Raw genomic sequence first — 25,684 nt, 5'->3', positions numbered from 1 at the left:
CGTTTTAGCAGGATTAAAAATCTATCTCAGAGATAAGGAGTAATTCTAACTTGGAAACTGAAGATTTAAATATTTTATCGGCAGATAACCCTTTAACTAATCCAAAAGATGACAAATTAGGATATGCTTCCTTTGCTGAGAATCTGGCTAAAAGCATTTGCAAAATGTCTCCTTCAGATGGTTTAGTGATGGCAGTTTATGCTCCTTGGGGTTCAGGTAAATCAACCTTATTAAATTTTATAGTTCACTATCTTGAACAGAAGCCAGAAGAGGAACAGCCGATTATTGTACCTTTTAATCCCTGGTGGTTTTCAGGACAAGAAGATCTCACTAAAAGCTTTTTCGATCAATTGCTAGGTGTTTTATATGATAAATGGCAATCTTTAGATGCAAATGCTAAAGAATTACTAACAAGTTTGGCTGAAAGGGTTGCACCAATTCCCGGTTTATTGACAAAAGGCTTTGCTGCGACTGTAAATACAATAATACAACCAAAAGATATCCATAAATTAAAGAAAGAGGTAGAGGAATTACTGAGGAAAGAAAATAAGAAAATATTGATCGTAATTGATGATATTGATAGGCTGACTGCTGAAGAGATTAGACAACTATTTCGAGTAATAAAAGCAGTCGCTAATTTTCCTAATGTTATTTATCTGTTGCTATTCGACAAAGAAGTTGTCGTTAAAGCACTTGAAGATATACAGAAAATTGATGGTGAAGCCTACCTTGAAAAAATTGTTCAAGTTCCCTTTGAGTTACCTCTTCCAGATAAATTCTCACTTCGCAAAATATTTGAAGTAGATATAGAGAAAATATTTGCTGATACTCCAGAAGAGCTATTTCAAGAAGACCATTGGCGAGATGTCTATTTGCAAGGCATAGAACATTTTATCACTACACCTCGCAGTATTCGTCGGTTAATAAATACTTTGATGGTAACATATCCAGCAGTCAAGGGAGAAGTTAACTTTGTTGATTTTATTGCAATTGAAACTATCAGAGTATTTTGTCCATTGATTTACAATATAGTCCGCCATAATTCTGAATTATTTTCGGGTTATATGCTTTATGAGACAGCCTCTAGTTATATGAGTGAAGAAGAACGTAAAATATTTCATGATTCTTGGATTAGCCAAATCAATAAGAAGGATAAAAAAGCAGTAAAAAATATAATGAGGCTAATTTTTCCCGGAATCAGAACTCCTATAGAACACCCAGGTGTCATCATAATGAGTCAGGAATTAGCAAAAGATAATAACCAACTTCGTATATCTGTTGGAGAAATATTCCCTCGATATTTTCACCTATCAATACCAGAAGGTGATATATCAAATTCTGAAATGAAAGCTATATTAACATTAGCAAGTGATTCTCAGGCATTTGCTGAAAAATTATTAGAATTTTCCAATCAAATCCGCCCTGATGGTACAAGTAGAGTAAAATTGTTTTTGAACCGTTTGAGGGATTTGGATGAAAAAGATATTCCTTTAAATTGTGTCCCTTCAATTTTAGAAGCTTTATTTAAAGTTGGTGATAATCTGCTGAGATTAGAGGATCAAATAAACTCAAGTTTTGCTATGGGTAATGAATATGAAATAGAGTTTTTGATTCATCAGCTTTTAGAAAGAATAGAAAAAGAGAAACGTGGGATAATTCTTCAGGAATCAATGCAAAAAGGACAAGCAATATTTACAATAGTTTGGCAAGTTATTTCTCTTGGAGAACAGCATAGTAAATATGAAGCTACAAGGAGTAAACCCGAAGAAGAAAGGCTTGTTAATTCACAACAACTAGAAGAATTAGAGCAAGTAGCTTTAGATAAGATAAAAAAAGCTGCATATCAAGATAAAATACAGTTCAACTTTTTAAAAGTTCCTAAATTACGATCTGTACTAGCTTTTTGGCGTGATTTATGTGGCGTAGAAGAAATCAAACAATGGGTTCAAAAAGTTATTGAAAAAGACAAAGATTTAGTAGAAGTAATAGAAAATAATTTTGTCCAAAATACAAAACTTTATAGACTATATCCTCAGTGGCTTTCATATTATTTAGAAGCATCTGAAATTATTAACAGAGTTAGGAGTTTAGCAGAAGATACAGGTTTAGCAGAAAATCAGAAACTAGCTCTACAGCAATATATTAAAGAATATGAAATGATAGAAAGAGGAGAAAGTCTAAGTCAACCATTTCCTTAAAATCAATAATTATCCATGTAGCGTGTGTTAATCAAATATTATGCACCGTTTTTTATTAAAATTTAATTGTCTGAATCAGGATATCCAGGATTAAAGGATTAACAGGATTAATTTTCATATTATTATATTACATAGAAAGAAGCATAATTGACAGATGGAGGACTATGATTCCAATTAATGATGCTCAACAGCAGTTACAGGATCTAATTGATTCGGTGAATCAGTCTCATCAACCCATTATTATTGCTGGACAAAGTAGCAATGCAGTATTATTATCGGAAGCAGATTGGGCATCTATACAGGAAAGCCTCTATCTTCTCTCAATTCCGGGGATGCGGGAATCAATTAAAGAAGGACTAGCAACACCGATTGAAGAATGTGATCGGGAGTTACAACAGTGAGTTAGAATGAGGATATTGGTAATTGAAAGTAGAGATATATTGAACACGCCTACATTAGTAAAAACTTCTCTAAAGTCATTCTATCAGGTAAAGAACTCTGCGCCCCTAATTTTGTTGTTGCTAAAGCACCTGCTGCTGCACCCCAAATCACTGCTTCGCGTAAAGGGAGTTTGTGAAAAAGTGCTGCTGCTAAACCTGCATTAAAAGCGTCACCAGCAGCAACTGTATCAACTGCTTGAACTGGAAAAGCTGGGATAAAGAAATTTTGATCAGTAGTGGCACAATAAACACCTTTTGCACCCAACTTTATCACCGCACACTTTACTCCCCGTTGCAATAAAATAGTTGCTGCTTTTGCTGCTGTTTCTTCTCCATTGACAGGAAAACCTACTAATTGACTCGCTTCTATTTCGTTGGGTGTGATAATATCTATGAGTGGGTAAAGTTCATCTGGTAATTGAGATTGTGCTGGTGCAGGATCAAGAATTACGGTAATATTTGCTTTCCTTGCAGATTTGGCAGCTTTAACAACGACATCAATCGGAATTTCTAATTGTAAAAGTATGGCTGTTGCTTCTGGTAATAAATGAGTTAATCTTTCTATATCATCTTGATTAACTTGTGCATTTGCACCGGGAATGACAACTATGTGATTTTCTCCACTATGATCTACAGTGATGATAGCAACCCCAGAACTAACATTTTCAGTAATTAAAATATTATTAGTTTGGACACCGGAGACTTGCAAATTTTCGATGAGTTCTTCACCAAAACTATCAGCACCTATACGTCCTATCATGTGGGTAGGAATTCCCAATTTTGCTAATGCGACGGCTTGATTTGCACCTTTACCTCCTGGTGTTTTAAAAAAGGTTTCTCCTAGTAGGGTTTCACCAGCAATTGGTAAGCGGGGGGTTGTTGTTACTAAGTCTATATTGATGCTGCCAAAGACGATAATAGTCATAATAAAGTGAAAGGTTTGAAAACCAGGGACGTATTGCGATACGCCCCCACAGGCTAAAATTTACCTGTAAAGACCCGTTCGGCTGGCCCGGTCATGTAAATTCGTTGATCAACTTCTGACCATTCGATTTCCAAAAGACCGCCTGGTAATTCAATTGTAGCTGTGCGATCGCACAAATCATTCAAAACTCCAGCCACCAAAACAGCGCAAGCACCTGTACCACAGGCTAAAGTAATACCCGCACCTCGTTCCCAAACCCGCATTTTTAAATAATTACGGTTAACAACTTCAATAAATTCTGTGTTGATTCTTTGGGGAAAAGCTGGGTGATGTTCAAATTTGGGGCCAATGGTTTCTAAAGGAATAGCCGCAACATCCTCAACAAAAGTGATACAGTGAGGATTTCCCATACTGACACAGGTAACATCCCAAGTTTTTTCTGCCACTTCTAGAGGTTGATTAATCACCTTACTATCAGCAGCAGCAAGAGTAGTAGGAATTTCTTGCGCGAGTAACCGAGGTAAACCCATATCCACCTTAATTTGACCATCATCAGTGAGTTGGGGAGTCATCACACCTGCTAAAGTATGAATGCGATAATAGTCTTTAGTGCGGGATACACCTTCTAACTCAGTTAAAAATGCTGCCAAACAACGAATGCCATTACCGCACATTTCTGGTTCTGAACCGTCGGAATTAAAAATCCGCATAGTGTAGTCAGCACCATTTTCACCTGGTAAAGCAAAGATAACACCATCAGCGCCAATACCAAAATGGCGATCGCACCACTTCACAGCTTCCTCTGGTTTAATGACTGGTGTAGAAGCAGAACGGTTATCAATGAGGATGAAATCGTTACCCAGACCATGATACTTAGTAAATTCGATTGCCATTTTTCCCTAGATGAATTATCAAAGATAGATGAGTGCTGATTTAAACATTATCCCTCGTACATATATCATTACCAAAAATGGCAACAACCGACTTTAATACGAGCCTACCTAGCATTCGACAAGTGCAAACTTGGATTAAACAAAAACCAACAGTCGAATTCAAACTAGTGACTGGGGACCTAATCATAGGTCAGGTTTTTTGGCAAGATCACAATTGTGTGTGTATTGTAGATAGCAACAACGAGCAAATAATTGTTTGGAAACTAGCGATAGTCTATATGAAATCTCGCAGTGAAGCAGTATTAGAAAGAGGATTAATTCCACGAGAAGCCAGCGTTGAAGTTGCCAACATAGACTAGCAGGAAGGAAAGAGGCAGGGGGCAGGGAGCAGAGGTGAAGACAGCTTAATTCAGTTTTTAAACTTTTTTGCAATGTACGCCTTACACAAGCAAAATTACTTATCCTTCTTCCTTCTTCCTTCGCGGTTCATTTAATCCATATTCTTCTTGTAGCAAAAGAGTAAAAGCTAATTTAACATCCCCCACCGCTACGGAATCACAGGTAACTCACAAGAAGGAGTAAAAAATTCTTGGAGTTCATTCAAACTGGTTAAACTACCGCAAAGCAGAACTTGATCACCTATTCTCAAATCCATATTGCCACGAGGAAAGCGGATAAATTTGCCATCTCGCCGAATTGCCTGGACTTTTACCCCATAATGTTCATCAACAGTTAAATCTGCCAGAGTTTTGCCCAAAATAGGACAATTTGCGGGAACACTTATCCATTGACAAGCATTACGTTCTCCAGGAATAGCAGCATTTCCCTGAGCAAACTCTGCTAAAGCTGCTAATTCCTCACTGGCACCCACAACTAACAAGCGATCGCCCGCTTCTAGTTTAATCTGACTATTAGGATAATCAATCTCCTCCCCAGTATGGCGACGAATAGCCATTAAACTCACCCCAATGAGATAGCGCATATCGGCTTCTTCTAAAGTCATCCCAATCAACGGAGAACCCGACGGTAAGTCATACCAACGACGATTTAAATCGCGGGTTACTTCCTGTAAATATTCAGAAACCTCAGCAGCAGAACGTTCAGGACGCAAATCTAAATAATGGTCTTTGCGGATTTCCTGCATTTGCTGTTGTACCACTTCTGGCAACAAACCAACACGACTGAGTAAGTAAGTAGCCATTTCTAAACTAGCTTCAAACTCTGGTTGGACAACTTCCCTAGCCCCCAATTGGTAAAGGATCTCAATATTTTTATCTTGGGTAGCACGGACAACTAAATCTAATTCCGGTGATAATTCCAAAGACCGTTTCAAGCATAAACGGATACTAGCAGGATCTGGGAGAGCGATCGCCATTCCTTGAGCATCATTCACCCCAGCAGTTTCCAAAACATGAAAACTCACCCCATTTCCATAAACATAAGGTATTCCCGCATCCCGTAATTGCTGAATCCGACTTTCTGCTTGATCAATGACTACCACAGGTAAATTATTTTGTTGTAACAACTTCACCAAATTCTTACCAATGCGACCATAACCGCAGACTACTATATGGTCTTGGCGTGGTAAATCTTCCGAAACATCACGCACCTGATCTTCTTCTAAATAAGGTTTCAACCAAGGCATTGATTCCGCAAAATTGAATAAAAATGGTACCAACCGCAAAACAAAAGGAGTCAACATCAGCGTGACTGCGGTAGTTCCCAAAATTAGTAAATATATGCGTCGGGACACCAACCCTAAAGCCTGTCCTTCACTAGCCAGCACAAAGGAAAATTCCCCAATTTGTGCCAGTCCCAACCCCACAATTAAAGCTGTTTTCAGTGGATAGCCGAACAATTTAACTAGGGGAGTGATAATTAAAAATTTACCAATAAAAACGAGTCCCACCAAGCCGAGAATCAATTCTAGATTGTTCCACAAAAATACTGGGTCGATTAACATCCCAATAGCAGCGAAAAATAAACTAGCGAAGATATCCCGTAAAGGTTCAACAATAGTTAGAGTTTCGTCAGCGTATTCCACCTCAGAAATCATCAAACCGGCGACAAATGCCCCCATTTCAATTGATAAACCCAAATATTCAGTCAGTAGGGCAATACACAAACATAAAGTCACCACCCCTAATAAAAATAACTCCCGGCTTTCAGTGCGGGCTATGAGTTTAAGCAAAGGGGGAATTAACCAAATTCCGGCCACAACTGCACCGGCTGCAAATAGACCAATTCGCACCAAAGCTGTTAGTACTGCCATCCCCAGGACTTCTCCAGGTTCGTGCAGGGCTGGTAATACTGCTAACATCAGCCCCAAAGCCAAGTCTTGGACTACCAAAATCCCTAGCATGACTTGACCGTGGGGTGTTTCTGTTTCGTTGCGTTCCATCAAGCACTTGAGAACAACTGCGGTGGAAGACAAGGACAGAATTGAACCTAAAAATACACCTTTTGCGGGTAAAGTTCCCCAAGCACCTGTGATCCCACACACCAAAACGGTGATGAGAATAGTGAGGATAATTTGTAGTCCACCTCCTCCAAGTGCGATCGCTTTTACTTTCTTCAGTTCCCCAAAGGAAAACTCCACACCCAAAGCGAATAACAAAAAAGCCACTCCAAACTGAGCCAGAGTTTCTACCTGCACAACCTCTTTAATTACCCCCAGTCCGGCAGGCCCCACGACCATACCGCCAATCAGATACCCCAGCAGTACAGGTTGTTTTAATAAAGCAGCCAGCAGTCCACCACAGGCAGCGACTGCAAGAACCGACACCAAATCAACAATTAACCGAAAATCCTCTTGCACCAGTTTTTATCAGAACTATGAAGAACTATAAGAATCCTAAATCATTTGTGAAAAATCTTAAGTAGTGTAAGTGGGCATTTCCCAACTATGTAAATTTCAACAATCAAATAGGAATCCTATATATCAACTCAGCATACAAACTTTTATGTCCTTCAGGGGAGGGGAGGTGAATATGTTTATATAATCAGCGGCGCGAGAAAGAAATTAGTAGATGCTTTTAAATGTGTTTTCATATTTTAATGAAACTTTCTCAGCGTGGTTGATTGAGCAAATCACTCAACTGAGTTCCTGTATAATTTGGCATCCAACCCTCTACAGTTGTGAAATAGCGAATCACTTTAAAATTCAACAATGCAGAAGGACTACTCCAGTGTTCAACTGCCGATGGAATGTGAATATAGTCTTGTGCCTCAATTAATAGCTTTACTTGACTACCATCAGGTTTAACAAAACCATAAATCATCTCTCCTGCTAATAAATAGACAGCTTCAGCCGCAGTATGAGTGTGGTAACGTCCATAGGTTGCTATCAGTGTTTCTAGATTGGGTGAACCTGGATGAACATTCAGCAAGTCACACCATACATAACCGTTTTCTTGCTGTAGAAACTCAAACACACTGTTATGCAGTCCCACAGCATAACGCTTCTCTGCTTCTGTCACCACATCTTGGTCTAGTAGGTGTGGAAACAGCAACGATGTTCCTGGGTCATAATGTCTGATTTCGATTCCTAAAGGTGCTAATTCATCTATTATTAGATTTAAATCAGTCTCAATCGTCCCGTCGTCCAGTAATAGAGTCGCCATGACAAAATCAAAATACTAAATAATCTGTTAAGGATAGTATACTTAACTTTACATAAAAACGCCACTATTCCGACCGAGTAAATGGCGTTTTTTAAAATACCTAATTTTCATAAGTGTATCTTATAAATTTACTCAGTGGAGTGATGCTAAATACTACTTTTAGTTCTAAACTAGTACAAATAAACTGCATCAAGAACGAATGTCTGACCTAATTTTATTTTGGCATCGCCGGGATTTACGTATTTCCGATCATACAGGACTGGCTAAAGCCAGAGAACAGAGTGCAAAGGTAGTAGGTGTGTTTTGCCTTGATCCTGATATTTTACAACGAGATGACATAGCTCCAGCTAGAGTCACTTATATGATTGGATGTTTACAAGCACTGCAAAAGCGATATAACCAAGCTGGCAGTCAATTGTTAATTTTGCAAGGTAATCCAGTCAGCGTCATTCCCGATTTAGCGGCAGCATTACAAGCAAAAGCAGTATTTTGGAATTGGGATGTAGAACCATATTCGCAAACACGAGATATAGCCGTTATTGATTCTTTAACAGAAAAAGGGATTCAGTTTCTCAACCACAATTGGGATCAGTTACTTCATTCACCAACAGAAATTTTTAGTGGTTCTAAAACTCCCTATACTGTTTATACTCCTTTCTGGAAAAATTGGATTAGTAAACCGAAAGCAACTCCAGTAGAAACGCTACCAAATTTTGCAGGTTTAACAGCACAAGAACAAGAAATTGCTCAACAAGCAGGTGCAATTAATTTACCTTCTGCTCAAGATTTAGGCTTTATTTGGGATGGAGAATTAGTTATTGAACCAGGGGAAGCAGCAGCACAGGAACGTTTAGAAACTTTTACCCATTCTATGATAAATGGATATCAAGAACAGCGCAATTTTCCTGCCATTGATGGCACATCACAATTAAGTGCAGCTTTGAAATTTGGTGTCATTGGTATCCGTACTGTTTGGCAGGCAACAATAGAAGCATTAGAAAATAGTAATAGTGAAGAAGTAACAGCAAGTATTCGCACCTGGCAACAAGAATTAGCTTGGAGAGAATTTTATCAACACGCCATGTACTATTTCCCAGATTTAGCTGATGGCGCATATCGAGATAGTTTCAAAAGTTTCCCATGGCAAAATAATGAAAAACATTTTCAAGCTTGGTGTGAAGGGAAAACGGGTTATCCAATAGTTGATGCAGCCATGCGGCAATTAAATGAAATAGGTTGGATGCACAATAGATGTAGGATGATAGTTGCCAGTTTTTTAACTAAAGATTTAATTATAAATCCCCAATGGGGAGAAAAATATTTTATGCAGAAACTCATTGACGGTGATTTATCTGCTAATAATGGTGGTTGGCAATGGAGCGCTTCGAGTGGCATGGACCCGAAACCATTACGGATTTTTAACCCAGCAAGTCAAGCACAAAAATTTGATGGAGAAGGGGAATATATTCGCCAATGGGTATCAGAATTAAAATCTGTAGATACAGAGTATCTAGTAAGTGGTAATATTACACCTTTAGAGCGTCGTTCTATTGGTTATCCTGCACCAATTGTAGATCATAAAAAGCAACAGGCTTTGTTTAAGGAGATATATAAAGAACAGAAAGCTACGATTTAAAACTACGCCCTACTCCCTTAAATAGGGGATCTACAAGTGTTAGATACCACACGACAAAGTTTTCAAACATCCTCTAACGGCACGCTCCGCGAACAGCAAGTCCTAATTATTAAATTATTCCCGTTAACAGTTTTTGGATCATATTTGCCATCTGTTTCAGTTTTACGGGTTTACTTAAATACTCGTTAGCACCAGCTTGGAGACATTTTTCCTTATCACCGGGCATAGCTAAGGCAGTAAGGGCAATAATTGGCATCGAGACTAGTTGAGGATTAGCGCGAATCTGGCGTATTGCTTCTAAACCGTCCATATCTGGCATCTGGATATCCATGAGAATAAGATTGGGGGTTTGAGTAGTAGCCTGAGCGATCGCTTGATGTCCATTATTTGCTAGGATCAACCGATAGCCACAAGCTTCAAGATAGGCACAGAAAGTCTCAATATTGTCGGAATTATCCTCTGCTAGAAGGATCACTGGTTGCTTAATTACTGGTTCAGGGGTGACATCCGTCTGCTGTAGGTTCTCCATAGTGGCTGCAAATTGCATTACACTGGAACCAAGAGAAGTTTGTGGCTTAGGACTTACAGTCCGTCTGGGGATGTGAGGTAAACGCACAGTAAAGCAACTACCTTGGTCTAGTTGGCTATTGACAGTGATGGTAGCACCATGAAGTTCGACGATTTGCCTAACTAAGGTTAGTCCTAACCCTGTACCTGCATACTTACGATTCAGGCTGCTGTCAATTTGCATAAAGGGCTGAAAGAGTTTATCTATATCTGTAGCGGCTATGCCAATGCCTGTATCAATAATGGAAAAGTAGAGGGAATAAAGAAAATTTGGCTGATCTGGAGGACAACTTTCATCTGATCGATAGACTTCTAAATACTCTAGACCAACATCCAGTATCACCTGGCCACCGGCAGGAGTAAATTTAACTGCATTCATGAGCAAGTTAATCAAAACTTGTCGCATCCGTCGTTCATCGACAATGATTTCTCCCAGATCTTCTTGAAAAGTAGTTTTAAGTTGAAGATTTTTCTGCATTGCCTGTTGTTTGACAAAGGCCAGACTGGAGTTGCACAGTTGTAGAACAGAAACAGAAGTCATGTCAAGTTCTACTTTGCCGGCTTCAATCTTCGAGACATCCAGAATGTCGTTAATCAATTCCAGTAGGTGTCTGCCACTGCGTTCAATCGTCGAGATCGATTTTTTCTGGCGTTCATTGAGGTTTCCAAAAACCTCCTCCTGTAAGCTTTCAGATAAACCCAGAATGGCATTCAGGGGGGTGCGGAGTTCGTGACTCATGTTGGCAAGGAACTCATCTTTGAGGCGGGTAGCACGAAGCAGTTCAGCATTGGAACGTTCTAACCTCTGTTCATATTCCTTGCGAACCCGGATATCACGGATAATAGTCGAGAAAAACTCTACCACTCCTTGGGGAGATTTATGGGCGATGAGCAATTGTGATACGGGAATTTCTTCTCCTTGGGCGTTCAGTAATGCAGTTTCTCCCACCCAAGTGCCATTAGCGATCGCTCCAGGTAATCCTTCTTCCAACACCAAATTTAGCGCCCATTGGGGATGATAATCAGAAATACGTCTGTCTTTTACTGATGCGTCGCTATCTAAACCCAAAAGTTTTCCAAACTCACGGTTGTGCCAGAGTATATTACCATCAGCGTTGGCCATGCCAATATAATCGGTAGAGGCTTCTAGCATGGCAATGAGTCGGTTTTGTTCTTGTTCTAGACGTTTACGTTCGCTCACATCTTTCATAAAGCAGTGATTGCCAATGAATTCCCCCTGCTTGTTATAGGTAGAAATCATCGTTACTTGCTTATAAAACACTGTGCCATCTTTGCGAATCCCCCTGGCCTCGGCTTCTACTTTGCCCATTTTCAGCATTTGGTAATAAGCAGCTTCCATGTAGGCAATGTCTTCTGGATGCACGGTTTGTTGCCACATCATGCCAATCATTTCATCTGGTTCATAGCCACAGGTATGAGCATAGGACGGATTAATAGAAGAATAATATCCTTGTGTATCTAACCGCGAGATTCCCTCAACAGCATTTTGCATTGCTGTATTCATTTCTTGCAGTGCGGCTGTTCGTTCTTCAACCTTAATTTCTAGTTCCTGGTTTAACTGTTCCAATGCTTTCTCTGTCTGGACACGCACATTAACATCCTGTACAGTGCCAAATAATCGTTTAATCATTCCCTGATCATTAAGTTCGGCTCTAGCGATCACTTCTACGAATCGGAAAGAACCATCAGGCTGCAAGGCTCTCAGCTGTAGTTGATAAGATTCTCCTTGATAGATTGTCCGTTCCACGGCTTGGTGAAGTTTTTCAGCATCTTCTGGATGGTAAAGTTGCAGGTTCTCTACATAAGTAGGTTCTCCCAAAGACGGATCACGTCTTAAAATTCGGAATAGTTCCGCAGACCAGGTAATTTTTTCAGTTTCAATATCAAATTCCCAGTTGCCAATCTTGGCTACTCGTTGGGCTTCTGCTAAACGAGATTGACTTTGGAGTAGGGCAAGTTCGGTTTGCTTGCGTTCAGTAATAGGCGTGCTTGTACCAACAATGCGATAAATTCGGTCTGAAGCATCTTTGATTGGGGTTAAAGTGGTAATCCACCAGGTGATGCTTCCCTGAAAGAAAATAGATTCTTCATAACAAATAGGGACTCCAGCCTGGACACAATCAGTATAATTTTGTTTTATTGCTGTTTTTGGGGATTTTCCTTGCATTTCTTGAGTCAACATCCCCGTTAAACGTTCGCAGGCTGGGTTGAATGTCAGAAATCGAAATTCGCCATTTTCTAAAACATCGATGGTAAAAACGGCTTGTTCTATGCCTTCATAGATGCCGCGTAAAAACTCTTCTTTTTCCCGCAGGGCTGCTTCTGCTTTTTGCCGTTCTGCTAGTTCAGTTTGGGCTTTTTGGTGAGCAGTGGCGTGTTGAATAGCGATCGCTAGTTGGATAGCTATTTTGTCTAACAAAGTTAAATCAGTAGTATCCCAGTGGCGATAATCTGCACAGTGATGCCCAATTAACAATCCCCACAGCTGTCCCGAAACCAAAATTGGCACAACTAAATTAGCTTTTACCTGATATCGCTCTAAAAGTTGCACGTGACATTCTGCATAACCGGTTTTGTGGATGTTATCAATAGCAATAGTCTGCCCTGAGCTAAACATTTCTATTATCTGCTGCTGAAAACAGGTATCTTCAATGCAATGGGCGATGGATGCAGCCCAGCCTTCACCAACGGACTCAGCGACAACAATACCGCTCCAATCTGGCTGAAATTGATATACAAGGATGCGATCGCACTTTAAGAACTTCCGCACTTCTGTAACGGTTGTGCTGAGTATTTCCTGTAAGTTCAAAGAAGATCGAATTTGAGTAGAAGTTTTGGTCAGCAAACGTTCCCGTTCTATTTGTACTTCTAAAGCTGTGGTACGCTCTGTTACCTGGCGTTCTAGTTGCTTATTACGGGTTTGCAGTAACTCTAGTTTTTCAGACTCCAATCGAGATACTTTTTCTTCTAGGGTTTCTACCATGCGGTAGATTTCCATCGGATTCAGCACATTTAATAAACTTGTCTGGGTGACAATGCCCAATAAGCTATTTTCTTCATCTGTCACCACTACTCGATTAATTTGTCGTTCCTGCATCAACATCCGTACTGACCATAGGGAAATATCTCCCCCCACAGAAAACACAGGGGTACTCATGACTGTCTGTGCCTGTATAGTAGAAAAATCTAGCTCTAAGGCTAAAAACTGGACGATATCTCTCTCAGTGATCATTCCTACAGGAATCAACCGCTGCTCGTTGGCGATTACAATCACTACTGAACTCACCCGATTTGCCGTCATTAATTGAGTTACTTCAAATATGGTGGCGGTGGGTTGAGTGTGAATTACCTCTGTAGTCATCACCTCCGATGCTACACGCAAATGTAATAAATCAATGGGGCGTAACAGTTGCCGCAAGCTCTCAGGGGTAATCAATCCTAGTACTGTTCCCTGTTTATTTACCAAGGGCAAATGGCGAATATGATGACGCTGAAATAGATTAAGAGGCACAAATAGGTTAGTGAATTCTGAAGCTTCCAGAGTCAGTACTGGAGATACCATAACTTCAGAAATGGTTAAACCTGCTAGATTAATTCCTTGAGAACTCAGTCGCACCAAATCGCGCTCAGTGATAATCCCCATCAACTGATTGTTTTCCACGACCAGTACACAACTACTTTGAGCATGAGCTAGTATTAGTTCTGCTTCTGCGTTGATTTCGCAACTAAAAGAGCAATTTGTACCACCAGCACTCATCAAAGTGATAGCTTCTACCACACAGGCAGTTGGTGCGATCGTCAGAGGTTGGCGAGAAATTGCAGGTTCTAAATCAATTGCTGTCAGAATAGTTCCAGCCACCTTGTTACCTCATCCAGAAATGGTGGTTTTGCTTCTTACCTGCTAGGATATAGCGGTTTTATATAGACAATATCTATGCTTACAGCAAATAGAGTTGATTGTAGACAGACAGAAAGAGAGTTTATCAATTTTTGCACAGATGAGCTAATCATAAACTAATTAACCGGACTTGATAGAGCGGTTATCTATCGGTTGAGTGAGATACAAGAATCCCTCCCCGCAAGTGATGAGAGGGCTATGATGTACCTCAAGTTAGATACAAAATTACCCCTCCCCAACCCTCCCCTTGGTAAGGGTGCGCGACAGCGCGGGTGGGGTGTATTTCATGAGATTGGGAATTGCTATATTATGAGACGCTACTAATAACTATCAAGACAGAATTAATTATATATTGCTTATTTGCCAATTCTTTGCCAGTCCAGAATTTCCGACAGATTTTGTGTAATTAATTCTGTACGATTACTTAAGTGTCACAATTTGCGCCAAAATAAACTTTAATTGCCACCATAATTACAGTATCCACTTATACTATTGCGGCTTATGTCATCACCCATTGACCATCCGCTCAACATTCAAGTCAGCTTACCGTCCGATCATCCCCAGTTATTGGCAGGATTAGATCATTGGCTAAGTTTGGGTTTAATATCTGATGCCCAAGTTAAGTATCTATGTCGCCAGTATCTCGTTTGTGCAGTGGTATTTGCACCCCAAGCCGAACTTGAACAACAAGTAGCTATGACTACGCCTACATTTGTAGGTAGACAATTAATTGCGTCCTTACCTCCAGAACCGAGACCACCAGCAAAACCCAATTTCGTCACCTCAATGTTGCAGTCATTGGGAGAAGAGTTGAGTGTCCGCTGGTTGCTGTTTTTAGGGATATTTTTGGTAGTAGTTTCCTCTGGAGTGCTGGCCGCAAGTCAGTGGGAAAGGTTTCCAGCGGTTGGACAGTACGGGGTTTTATTAGCTTATACTTTGAGTTTTTGCGGTTTTACCTTCTGGGCGGGTAAACAAAGTAACTTAAGATTGACAGCACAGACTTTGTTAATTGCGACTTTGTTGCTAGTTCCGGTCAACTTTTGGGCAATGGATAGCTTGAAGTTGTGGCAAAATCCTATTAATTGGGTGGTGATGGCTTTTGCTGCTGTGTTGTTATCGACAATGACTATTTTACTTTGTTGCGATCGCACAATTATTAATAATTTCCCCAGTGGTAAATTACCTTTGGTCAATATTCTGGGTTTGAGTTATCTGCATTGGGGTTGGAATTTAGCTGGATTTCCCCTAATTGCCGTATATTTGGCCATGGTCGGCACAACTATTATTACTGTTTATCAAAACCCACAACAAAATCAAGGTGAACAGCGTTTTAGTGGGAGTTTTGGTTTATATAGCTATGTAATTATTTATGCTTTAGTATCTCTGTTAACACGGGCAATTTTTCTAACCGACGTAAATATCACTCAGTTGGGTTTAGCTATTGGTATTTGTGGTGGGTTAGTGATGTGGTTATCAGAAAAGAATCTCACCCCCAACTCCCAAGCAGAGAAGAAGAAAAGAAAGACAACAGAAGCGACTTCACCTCCTGAACTCACCTTACTTTGGGAAAAGCTAGGGGAAATTTTGCTGTTTTTAGGTTGGTTGATGTCGGTATGGACACAACCAGCACAAGCTGTGGTTGTCAGTGGTATAAGTTTGTGGGTTTGTAGCCGTCGTTTACAAAGGTGTAGTTTTAAAGTTGATGTCGCGGCTATTTTCTTGATTGGCTTACAAACAACTTGGCTAATTTGGCGGTTAGTACCTGATCAACTACAGCAATTAGCAATTAATACAGCTACTTATCTTACCCATTCTCAAAATCAACCCTGGGCATTATTGAGTATTGCTTTATTTCCTTACATCATTTTAATGTTGGTGTTAACAGATCGTCTCTATCGTGATCAAAAGCAGGAATTAGCAACGTTTGGCGAACAGCTAACCCTATTACTAGGGGTTTGTTTAACGATGTTCGCTTTACTAAATCCTATATTACTAACTCTCAATTTACTATCTTCTACCATCACTCTGGCTCTTGTCACTAAACGCCATTCTTTCCTGCCTTTTCTAGTTTATTTAACTCATATCACCGGAATTTTGACACTTTTTTCTACTATCAATTGGCTGTCACCAAATTTAAATCAGGAAATTTGGGCAGCAATTTTGTTAACTGTGATGGTTGCAGAATGGGTATTTAGTCTGGGTGCAGGCATCTGGAAACGTAGTGCTTGGTATATTGGTTTAGGGCTGGCTGCTTTCAGTTTTGCCTTGTTATTTGTAAATCTGCAATCATCTACCTATGGCGTGATTTACAATTACAACAATTACAACCGCTGGGGAGTAATTTGGTTAATTACACCTATAGCATTAACAGGTTTAGGGATTCGCACTACAGAACAGCGTCGCATTATTAATGCTTATTTGAGTATTTTAGCTGTCATAGTTGCCCAATTTCTCACTTTACTCCTACCAGAAACCCGATTAATTGGTTTAGGTGTGGGTATAGGTGTGATGTTTGTGAATACTAGCTATTTGAGAAAAGAAGAGACTGCGGGGTTAACAATTGGTTTTGGGTTGGGTTTTATTGCAGCCTTATTGTGGAGTTTTCCAAATTTAGCAGTATCTACTTGTTTGATAGTGGGAGCTATAAGTACCTTAAGTTTATGGTTAGGGCGTACCGGACTTTTACGAAAAGGTACAGAATTAGCGGTTATTTATGCAGCTGCGAGTGATAAATGGGCGATCGCACTCACTATTCTAGAATTATTAGGCATCACCGTACATTCATTCCTCATTTATTCAGGAAATACCATTGCCGGAATCCCCTATTTGATCGCCACAGCTATAACTTTAACCGCAATTATCTATCGCAGTTGGCAACAACCAACAAACTGGGCATTTTATGGTATCGGTTGGTGTTTAGAATTATTAACCGCCGAAATACTAGGGTTTGGAGAACACTCAATTATTAAAATCGGCATTGCCAATATCGCCCTTGGTTTAACAACCCAACTATTCGGGGAATGGTGGCGACGAAAATATCAATCAACAAACTTACCCAGTAGTTTCCACATTCTCCCACTCATCTATGGTGCATTTAGTGTCCTGTTGCGATTAACTACCTTCACCGACTGGACAGGTTTATATAGTTTAGGTGTAGCCTTAATTTTAATTGGCGTAGGACGCAGAAGAGAAGAATTCAAACCCCTGCTTTACTTCGGCATCATTGGTGTATCCATCTCTGCCTATGAACTCCTCTTTTATCAAATGTCCCAAGCCTCAGGAGGAGCATTAGGTGATGGATTAATTGCCATGTCAGCCCTTGGTGCTACCATCATGTATGCTTACCGCATCCTCTCTCCTTGGCTGATTAGTTACTTACGTCTCACTCCTGGAGAACTCAAAAATATTGCTCATCTACATTGGGTTTGGAGTAGTTGCTTATTCCTAGCTGCTATTACAGTTCCCATTCAAATTAACCTCTCTGTAGGAATAGGCACAGGGATATTTTTGATGCGCTATGCCATTTGGCAAGGAAGAAAAAACACTCTAAATATTCCTGTACAGAGGTATTGGGGCGTAGAAATAGATGAAATTTGGGTTTACCTGGGTTTAATAGAAGCAGCCATTGTAAATATTTACTTGCAGCAGTTACCCGTATTAAGTTTTATAGGTAAACTGTTGCTGCCTTGGCGTGGTGCATTAGCTTGTATAGTCGCCTACTTCCTTTACATCATACCTTGGGAAAATTGGGGTTGGTCAAAAACACCTTGGCAACGAGCCGCATACATCTTGCCATTATTTATTATTTGGCAAACCCAACAACAAATCTACCCCATTACCCTCGTTCTGTGTGCTGGGTTTTATATCTTTCTAGCTATAGTCACATCACAATTGCGTTTTACATATCTGAGTGTGGCATTAATTGATTGGGCTTTATTTCGTGAATTTAATCATTTAGGCCTTACAGATAGCTTGTGGTATGTCACACCTATTGGTTTATCTTTCTTATATATTGCCCAAATAGATCAACAACTCAGACTACCCGAATCTAAATCAATTCGCCACAGCTTACGAATGCTAAGTAGTATTTTAATTTGTGGCTGGCCAGTCTTTTTCCACCAAAATCTCCCTCTCATACCTGGAATTTTCAGCCTCATCGCCATTTTTGCCGGATTAGCTTTGCGAGTACGTGCCTTTCTCTATGTTGGTACAGCCGCTTTCTTGATCACCAGCATTTATCAATTAGTGATTTTCAGTCTTAGTTATTCCTTTCTAAAATGGATAGTAGGTTTGCTAGTTGGTATTCTCTTAATTTATATTGCTGCCAACTTTGAAACCCGACGTACCCAAATAAATATCCTCATTCGCAACACCATCAACGAATTTGAAAATTGGGAATAGGTTAATTATCTAAAGAAGCAGAAGGAGTATATAGCAATTCCCAAGCTCATGAAATACACCCCACCCGCGCTATCGCGCACCCTCCCCTTGCCAAGGGGAGGGTTGGGAGTGATTTTCAGTCTTAGTTATTCCTTCTTAAAATGGATAGTAGGTTTGCTAGTTGGTATTCTCTTAATTTATATTGCTGCCAACTTTGAAACCCGACGTACCCAAATAAATATCCTCATTCGTAACACAATCAACGAATTTGAAAATTGGGAATAGGTTAATTATCAAAAAAGTAGAAGGAGTATATAGCATTTTCTAGTTTAATGAGGTACAAATTTATCTGCGGTTATCTGTGTTCATCTGCGTTTAATTTTTACTTCTTGTATCTCACTTGAATGGGAATTGCTATATATTGGAAATACCTGCGAAGAAACTCTAACAGTAAAGACAAAGTGATGAAAGAACTAGGAAAAGAGCGATCGCTTTACGAGCAGGATATTCTGCTATGGGTGGAAGATACTGTGACTAAGCTCAAAGCAGGAGATTTTCAGAATTTGGATATTGAGAATTTGATTGAAGAGGTAGAATCCTTGGGGATTTCACAAAAAAGGGAACTCAGTAGTCGTTTGCTCGTTTTACTAGAACACTTACTCAAACGCCTGTATGTTCCGTTATCCGAAAATTATCGAGGCTGGGAAAAAACTATTCGCAATCAACGTAATGGACTAGAGCTTTTGTTTCAAGACGCACCTAGTCTTAAAAATCAGTGGCATACCAGCTTTGATAATGCTTGGAGAATTGCCCTCAAAACTGTGCGTAAAGAATATCCACAGGTTACTTTTCCCGAACAGTGGCAATATCCATCCGATTTAGAAACAATGCTTAATCTAGATTTTTGGGAAGAAGAAAGCTAGAGAGGTCAAAAATCATGACAGTAGCATGGGATGAACTGGTATTTAAATCACCATACTTAGCAGTACTGAAAGCAAAAGAATTGCTACAGGAAGGCCAAATGACAGAAGCCTACAATATTTTGGAGAGTTTAGCCGAGTCAATGGGACGATCAGAAAAGAGGGCAGTGATTAGTCAACTAACTCGACTCATGCTACATATAATCAAATGGAAATGTCAGCCTGAAAAACGTAGTGCCAGTTGGGTGATTTCGATTCGTTCGGCGCGGCGAGAAATTGCAGATAGTCAAGAGGAGATGCCAAGCCTCAATAGAGATTTTTTAAACTCAATTTGGGATAAGTGTTTTGCGGCAGCCAAACAGGATGCTAGAGACGAAATGGGTAAAAAGCCAGAAATTTTAGTTCTGAGTTGGGATGAAGTTTTTGAACAAACATATACACTTTGGGATGATTAAAATTACGGCTTTGATGACAAGTATCTCACCACAAAACATAACGAAACTAGCGATAAGGAACTTAATTTTAAGTGTGTTGGTTAATGTGGAGGTATATAGATGAGAATAACTGCTGAGGAGTTGTTGCAACGCTATGCTGCTGGCGAGAGAGATTTTTCTAGAATCAGCTTGAGACGTGCTAATTTGCAAGGAGTCAACTTGAGTAATATAAACCTGAGTGGGGCTGATTTGTACGCTGCCTGTTTGAGAGGCATAAACCTGAGTAATGCTAACCTCACTAGTGCCAACCTGCTTGATATCTTATTGGAGGAAGTCGAGTTCGATGATTCTAACCTCAGTGGTGCCAACCTGGGCGGTGCTACTGTCAGAAACTCCAGCCTAAAGCGAGTCAACGTTGAAAGTGGCAACTTGACTGAAGTTTGTATGGATTGCGTTGATTTGGCAAGTGCTAACTTCAGAGGAGTTTCCTTTGGTGAAACATCCTTCTACAACTGTAACCTCAGAAATGCTTTTGCAGACAGAAATAGCCTGTGTGCCTGCTATTTGAGTAAAACCATTATGCCTGAAGGAGATCTCCTCACCAACGTGATTGAGGAATAAAGTGGAGGCAGGATAAAGATCGGCTAAAAGTGGCGTACTAATAGGCAATAATCCGTTATCTCTAGATTCAATTGCTTCTTGAATATCATTTAGTGCGATCGCTGATCTTGTAGGTTGGGTTGAGGAACGTTCACGTAGTGTGCCGGAGGCATAACCCAACATTAAAGATATCTAAAAGAACTGAAAACTATAAATTAACTATACAAATATTTCTACATCAACAAACTTTTGGAAGAAATGTAAAAGGGGAAAAAGAAGAACAAAGCATCCCTTCCCCAAATTTAGGGAAAATCAAAAAAGATTTATGGTAACTGCCTCAACTATACAAACCCTTAACCCACTCCCATTCCTTACTCAAACCATCCCTCAGAGAAACTTGTGGCTGATATCCCAGAATTTTCCGCGCCTTAGATACATCAGCAGCAGTGTGACGCGCATCTCCCATCGCTTTTTCAATATGGTTGCGTTTGATAGGCTTACCAACAATTTCCTCGATTGTATCTAATACTTCCGCCAAAACTACTCTGCTACCACCACCAATATTAAAAATTTCCCCTATGGCTTCTGGTACAGTAGCAGCAGCTAAATTAGCAGCAACAGCATCACTGACAAATGTAAAATCTCGCGTTTGCTGTCCATCACCATACACAGGAATTGCTTCATCCTCTAAAACAGCTTTAAAGAACTTATGAAATGCCATATCTGGGCGTTGTCTTGGCCCATAAACAGTGAAATAGCGCAAGGATACAAAAGGTACACCAAAATTTTTATGGTATAGTCCACACAATCTTTCAGCCGCTAACTTGGTAATACCATAGGGTGAAACTGGTTGAGGAGCAATTTTTTCATGAGTAGGTAATAGTTTCGGCATCACCATATACACTCGATGTAGAAGCAAATACTAGCCTTTTCAGAGATTTTGCATCTTTTGCAGCTTCTAACAACACTTGTGTAGCACTAATATTGCGTTCAGTGTAAGCCCGAAAGCCTTGTCCCCAAGAATTTCTCACCCCAGCTTGTGCTGCCTGATGATAGACTACCTCTACATCTTGGAGAATTTTTGGTAAATCTAAAAATTGAATATCGCCTTCAATTAAGGTAAAGTTAGGCGATCGCTCGCAGGTAGCAATATTTTTTCGCTTTAACAGTGGATCATAGTAATCATTAATTTCATCAATGCCAATTACTTCTTCTCCCTGTTGCAATAACCTATCAACCAGGTGAGAACCTATAAACCCAGCGGCTCCAGTAACGATAATTTTAGTCATGTCGCTTAGTTTTTGATTTTTTTGATTTTTTTAAGCAGAGTCGAGCCAACTATTCAACAGTTAAACTAATTAAGGATATATTTTTAAGTACTCGTGTTCATCTTTACTTAAAAAATACAGGAATTAACAAAATCATTACAATTTTAATTTACAGTGATGAATTTTACTTGTGAATAAATTCATCAAAATACCAATTAATTCAGTCGTATGATCACGAAAAATATTACCCAACTCAATTTTAGAGGAATTTTTACCCGATTCCCAATCTCCAATTAACCCTTGATTAGAAGGATAATTAATGAAAAAATTGATCTGCGAGTAGCCTTGAGGCTTTCTCGTTTCGCAAGAGACGCACGAGGAAATCAGTGAAGGTTTTAATTGTAGGTAATGGGGGACGTGAACACGCTCTAGCGTGGAAGCTGTTGCAATCCAAGAAAATTGAGCAAGTTGTCTGTGTACCTGGAAATGGGGGTACAGCAAGTATGGAAGGTTGCCAAAACTTGCCCCTCTCAGTTAATGACTTTGCAGGTATCAGTCAATTTGCTTTAGAAAAGGATATTTCTTTAGTAGTGGTGGGGCCAGAAGTGCCATTGGCCAATGGCATTACAGACTATCTCCAAAGTCAAGGACTGATGGTATTTGGCCCAGTTAAGGCAGGAGCGCAAATTGAAGCTAGTAAGGCTTGGGCTAAGGCTTTGATGCAGAAAGCCGGAATTCCTACAGCCAAGGCAGCGGTATTTACAGAAGCAGCAGCAGCAAAATCTTATCTAAAAGCAGAAGGAGTGCCAATAGTTGTCAAAGCTGACGGACTAGCCGCGGGGAAGGGTGTAACAGTTGCTCAAACTTTAGAACAGGCAGAAAATGCCATTGATGCGATTTTTCAAGGGCAGTTTGGCAGTGCAGGCAATTTTGTTGTTATTGAAGAATGTTTGTTAGGAGAAGAGGTTTCTGTCTTAGCATTAACAGATGGTTTAACAATTCGTCCGTTATTACCTGCTCAAGATCATAAACGCATTGGGGAGGGCGATACAGGAGAAAATACTGGGGGAATGGGAGCCTATGCTCCAGCGCCTATTGCTACAGTGGAGTTGATGGCACGGGTTCAAACTGAAGTTTTAGAAAAAGCGATCGCAGCTTTAAGAACCGCAGGTATTGACTACCGAGGCGTTCTGTATGCTGGGTTAATGGTTTCACCTGATGGCAATTTTAAAGTTTTAGAATTTAACTGTCGCTTTGGTGATCCAGAAACGCAAGTCATATTGCCATTACTAGAAACACCTCTGGAAGATTTGCTCTTGGCTTGCATTCAACAGCGTTTAGGAAAAATGCCTCCAATTGTTTGGCAACAAGGGTCTGCCGCTACCGTAGTGGCTGCTTCGGGTGGTTATCCTGGAGATTATGAAAAAGGTAAAATAATCACCGGTATTGAGGAAGCTGAAACTGCCGGAGCAATCGTGTTTCACGCCGGCACGAACTTAAATACAGCCCAACAAATCGTGACAGATGGTGGTAGAGTTTTAAATATCACTGCAACGGGTGAAAATTTCCCCCAAGCGATCGCTCAAGCATATGCTAGTATCAAACACATTCAATTTCCAGAAGTATATTACCGTAGAGATATCGGTCATAGATTCCTGAAAAACGAATAATTAAGTTAGCAAGTTAGTAGTTTTTCGATTTTTCCACCACCCTATCATTACCCTTCGCCATTTCTCCCTAACACTTTTGTAGAATTAACTGCTAATTTTTAAGTTGTTAGGGTAGAAAACACAGAACTATTAACAATAATATTTTAAGTATATTTTAAGATGCTGGCTTTTTTAACAACAATCCGAGATGCATTTGCCAATGGCGTATCGAAAACACTCGCTCATTGGTGGTATGAGTTCACCCTCCAAACCAAACTCCTAGCTGTCGCCACCTTGGTCGTTTCCCTGGTAATGAGTGGTCTCACCTTCTGGGCAGTGAATACAATTCAGCAAGATGCACGTCTCAACGATACCCGCTTTGGTCGTGATCTAGGACTACTACTTGCATCTAACGTTGCCCCACTCATTGCTGATCAAAATCTCACAGAAGTTGCCCAATTCTCCCAACGCTTCTATAGCAGCACCTCCAGCGTGCGTTATATGCTTTACGCCGATGAAACCGGAAAAATCTTTTTTGGCATTCCTTTTTGGGAACCAGAGGTAGAAAACTCCCTCACCATCAAGCGAAAAATCCAACTACCAGAAGATTATCCTGGAAATGATGATCAACCAATGGTACGTCAACATAATACTCCAGATGGTGTAGTCACCGATGTATTTATCCCTCTAATCGTCAATCAGAAATATTTAGGTGTCTTAGCAGTCGGTATCAACCCCAACCAAACCGCAGTCATATCTACCAACTTCACCCGTGATGTCACCATAGCCGTCTTCATCACTATTTGGGTCATGGTGATTTTAGCAGGAGTAATTAACGCCTTAACCATCACTAAACCAATCAAAGAACTACTCGTAGGCGTAAAACAAATTGCTGCTGGAAATTTTAAACAGCGAATTGACTTACCTCTAGGAGGAGAATTAGGTGAGCTTATTTTTAGCTTTAATGAAATGGCAGAACGGCTAGAGCGCTATGAAGAGCAAAATATTGAAGAACTGACAGCCGAAAAAGCCAAGTTAGAAACCTTGGTTTCCACCATTGCTGATGGTGCAGTATTAATTGACAATAATATGCAGGTAATTTTAGTCAATCCCACAGCTCGGCGAATTTTTGCTTGGGAAGGGATTGATGTAGTAGGTAAAAATGTCTTGCATCATCTACCTCAAAGCGTGCAAATAGAAATCACCCGCACACTATACGAAATGGCCGCAGGAGAACGTGAAAGCGCCGAATTTCGTATCCCCCTCGACCAACCCACCAAACGCACAATCCGTATTCTCTTAACTACAGTACTTAACCTACAACGAGAAAGTATTAAAGGTATCGCCATTACAGTTCAAGATATCACCCGCGAAGTAGAACTGAATGAAGCCAAAAGCCAATTTATCAGCAATATCTCTCACGAACTGCGAACACCCCTCTTTAACATCAAAACCTATATAGAAACCCTACATGATTATGGTGAAGACCTGGATATAGAAGAACGACGTGAATTTCTCGAAACTGTCAATCATGAAACCGACAGACTCACCCGGTTAGTCAACGATGTCCTAGATTTGTCAAAACTTGAATCCGGTCGTACTTACAATTTTGATGGTGTTGATTTAGCGCAAGCACTAGAGCAAACATTACGTACTTACCAACTCAATGCTAGAGATAAAGGAATTGAACTCGTTCAGGAAGTTGCTTCTAACCTACCTCTAGTTATTGGTAATTATGATTTATTATTGCAAGTATTTGGTAACCTCATCGGTAACGCTCTGAAGTTTAGCCCAGCAGGGGGCAAAGTAGCCATCCGAGCCTACCAGGTAAATCCTCAACTCCACTCCACCTTTTCTGCTCCTGACGTAAACTTTGCCCTCTCAGAACTGCGACACGAAGATAATTCTCGTTCCAAAGTGCGGATAGAAATCAGTGATACAGGAATTGGTATTGGGCCAGAAGACCAACAAGCCATCTTTGACCGCTTTTTCAGAGTAGAAAATCGAGTTCACACTCTCGAAGGCACAGGTTTAGGTCTGTCCATTGTCAGAAACATCATGGAAAGACATCACAGTCAAGTTAATTTAGTCAGTGAAGTTGGTGTAGGTACTACTTTTTGGTTTGATTTAGACATTGTTGAAGAAGAAGTATCACCACCCCTCCTAGAAACTACCAATGAAGCTTCTGAAGTTACAACAACCTGAAGCTTGAGCAGAGAATTTATTTGGAAT

16 protein-coding genes and 1 pseudogene are annotated in these 25,684 nt (G+C 40.1%); 11 read left to right on the top strand and 6 right to left on the bottom strand.

All coding sequences use genetic code 11. The annotated features are described in order from the left end of the window. Positions 1-50 precede the first annotated feature (50 nt). Both ACOWPH_RS27830 and ACOWPH_RS27825 read left to right on the top strand, forming a co-directional pair. Positions 51-2,198, top strand: coding sequence for a KAP family NTPase (locus ACOWPH_RS27830; RefSeq protein ID WP_015213348.1), 2,148 nt, complete (start codon positions 51-53; stop codon positions 2,196-2,198). 164 nt (positions 2,199-2,362) lie between these two features. Beyond that, positions 2,363-2,599: a type II toxin-antitoxin system Phd/YefM family antitoxin gene (locus ACOWPH_RS27825; protein ID WP_015213347.1), complete on the top strand. Its 237-nt coding sequence runs from the start codon at positions 2,363-2,365 to the stop codon at positions 2,597-2,599. Between the two features lie 49 nt (positions 2,600-2,648). Here ACOWPH_RS27825 and rbsK read toward each other — a convergent pair whose 3' ends face one another. Together rbsK and dapF are read right to left on the bottom strand one after the other, a co-directional pair. Continuing rightward, positions 2,649-3,563 (bottom strand): ribokinase, encoded by a 915-nt coding sequence (gene rbsK / locus ACOWPH_RS27820; RefSeq protein WP_015213346.1) that lies wholly within the window; start codon positions 3,561-3,563, stop codon positions 2,649-2,651. 53 nt (positions 3,564-3,616) lie between these two features. Further along, a complete protein-coding gene (dapF, locus tag ACOWPH_RS27815; RefSeq protein ID WP_015213345.1) occupies positions 3,617-4,456 on the bottom strand; it encodes a diaminopimelate epimerase in 840 nt (279 codons plus the stop codon). A 77-nt stretch (positions 4,457-4,533) separates the two neighbouring features. Here dapF and ACOWPH_RS27810 point away from each other — a divergent pair, with 77 nt between their 5' ends. Further along, positions 4,534-4,815, top strand: a complete 282-nt coding sequence (locus ACOWPH_RS27810) for an Hfq-related RNA-binding protein (RefSeq protein WP_015213344.1) — start codon at positions 4,534-4,536, stop codon at positions 4,813-4,815. Positions 4,816-5,003: 188 nt separating this feature from the next. Here ACOWPH_RS27810 and ACOWPH_RS27805 read toward each other — a convergent pair whose 3' ends face one another. Together ACOWPH_RS27805 and ACOWPH_RS27800 are read right to left on the bottom strand one after the other, a co-directional pair. After that, positions 5,004-7,274: a cation:proton antiporter gene (locus ACOWPH_RS27805; protein ID WP_015213343.1), complete on the bottom strand. Its 2,271-nt coding sequence runs from the start codon at positions 7,272-7,274 to the stop codon at positions 5,004-5,006. Positions 7,275-7,524: 250 nt separating this feature from the next. Continuing rightward, complete coding sequence (locus tag ACOWPH_RS27800) at positions 7,525-8,079, bottom strand: acireductone dioxygenase apoprotein (RefSeq protein ID WP_015213342.1); 555 nt, start codon at positions 8,077-8,079, stop codon at positions 7,525-7,527. A 199-nt stretch (positions 8,080-8,278) separates the two neighbouring features. On the opposite strand from ACOWPH_RS27800, the gene ACOWPH_RS27795 reads away from it, so the two are divergent. Then, the gene (locus ACOWPH_RS27795; protein WP_015213341.1) at positions 8,279-9,715 is read left to right on the top strand and encodes an FAD-binding domain-containing protein; all 1,437 of its coding nucleotides are present in this window, start codon (positions 8,279-8,281) and stop codon (positions 9,713-9,715) included. Between the two features lie 109 nt (positions 9,716-9,824). On the opposite strand, the gene ACOWPH_RS27790 is transcribed toward ACOWPH_RS27795, so the two are convergent. Next, positions 9,825-14,162: a PAS domain S-box protein gene (locus ACOWPH_RS27790; RefSeq protein WP_015213340.1), complete on the bottom strand. Its 4,338-nt coding sequence runs from the start codon at positions 14,160-14,162 to the stop codon at positions 9,825-9,827. 540 nt (positions 14,163-14,702) lie between these two features. Here ACOWPH_RS27790 and ACOWPH_RS27785 point away from each other — a divergent pair. From ACOWPH_RS27785 to ACOWPH_RS27765, 5 genes are all read left to right on the top strand, one after another. Further along, positions 14,703-18,602, top strand: a complete 3,900-nt coding sequence (locus ACOWPH_RS27785; RefSeq protein ID WP_015213339.1) for a hypothetical protein — start codon at positions 14,703-14,705, stop codon at positions 18,600-18,602. 48 nt (positions 18,603-18,650) lie between these two features. Further along, positions 18,651-18,866 carry a hypothetical protein gene (locus tag ACOWPH_RS27780; protein WP_042464641.1) on the top strand — a complete coding sequence of 72 codons (216 nt, stop codon included), beginning with the start codon at positions 18,651-18,653 and terminating at the stop codon, positions 18,864-18,866. A 179-nt stretch (positions 18,867-19,045) separates the two neighbouring features. Then, complete coding sequence (locus ACOWPH_RS27775) at positions 19,046-19,504, top strand: DUF29 domain-containing protein (RefSeq protein WP_042464639.1); 459 nt, start codon at positions 19,046-19,048, stop codon at positions 19,502-19,504. 14 nt (positions 19,505-19,518) lie between these two features. Then, positions 19,519-19,956, top strand: coding sequence for a DUF29 domain-containing protein (locus ACOWPH_RS27770; RefSeq protein WP_015213337.1), 438 nt, complete (start codon positions 19,519-19,521; stop codon positions 19,954-19,956). Positions 19,957-20,055: 99 nt separating this feature from the next. Continuing rightward, positions 20,056-20,556, top strand: coding sequence for a pentapeptide repeat-containing protein (locus tag ACOWPH_RS27765; RefSeq protein ID WP_015213336.1), 501 nt, complete (start codon positions 20,056-20,058; stop codon positions 20,554-20,556). A 316-nt stretch (positions 20,557-20,872) separates the two neighbouring features. On the opposite strand, the pseudogene ACOWPH_RS27760 reads toward ACOWPH_RS27765, so the two are convergent. After that, positions 20,873-21,824 (bottom strand): annotated as a pseudogene (locus ACOWPH_RS27760) (NAD-dependent epimerase/dehydratase family protein). A gap of 365 nt (positions 21,825-22,189) precedes the next feature. On the opposite strand from ACOWPH_RS27760, the gene purD reads away from it, so the two are divergent. After that, the gene (purD, locus tag ACOWPH_RS27755) at positions 22,190-23,473 is read left to right on the top strand and encodes a phosphoribosylamine--glycine ligase (RefSeq protein ID WP_015213334.1); all 1,284 of its coding nucleotides are present in this window, start codon (positions 22,190-22,192) and stop codon (positions 23,471-23,473) included. Between the two features lie 159 nt (positions 23,474-23,632). Beyond that, positions 23,633-25,657, top strand: a complete 2,025-nt coding sequence (nblS, locus tag ACOWPH_RS27750; protein ID WP_015213333.1) for a two-component system sensor histidine kinase NblS — start codon at positions 23,633-23,635, stop codon at positions 25,655-25,657. Positions 25,658-25,684 lie beyond the last annotated feature (27 nt).

The organism is Anabaena sp. PCC 7938, assembly GCF_049315035.1.
Taxonomy (GTDB): domain Bacteria; phylum Cyanobacteriota; class Cyanobacteriia; order Cyanobacteriales; family Nostocaceae; genus Anabaena; species Anabaena cylindrica.
This window is presented reverse-complemented; position numbering and strand designations above follow the sequence as displayed.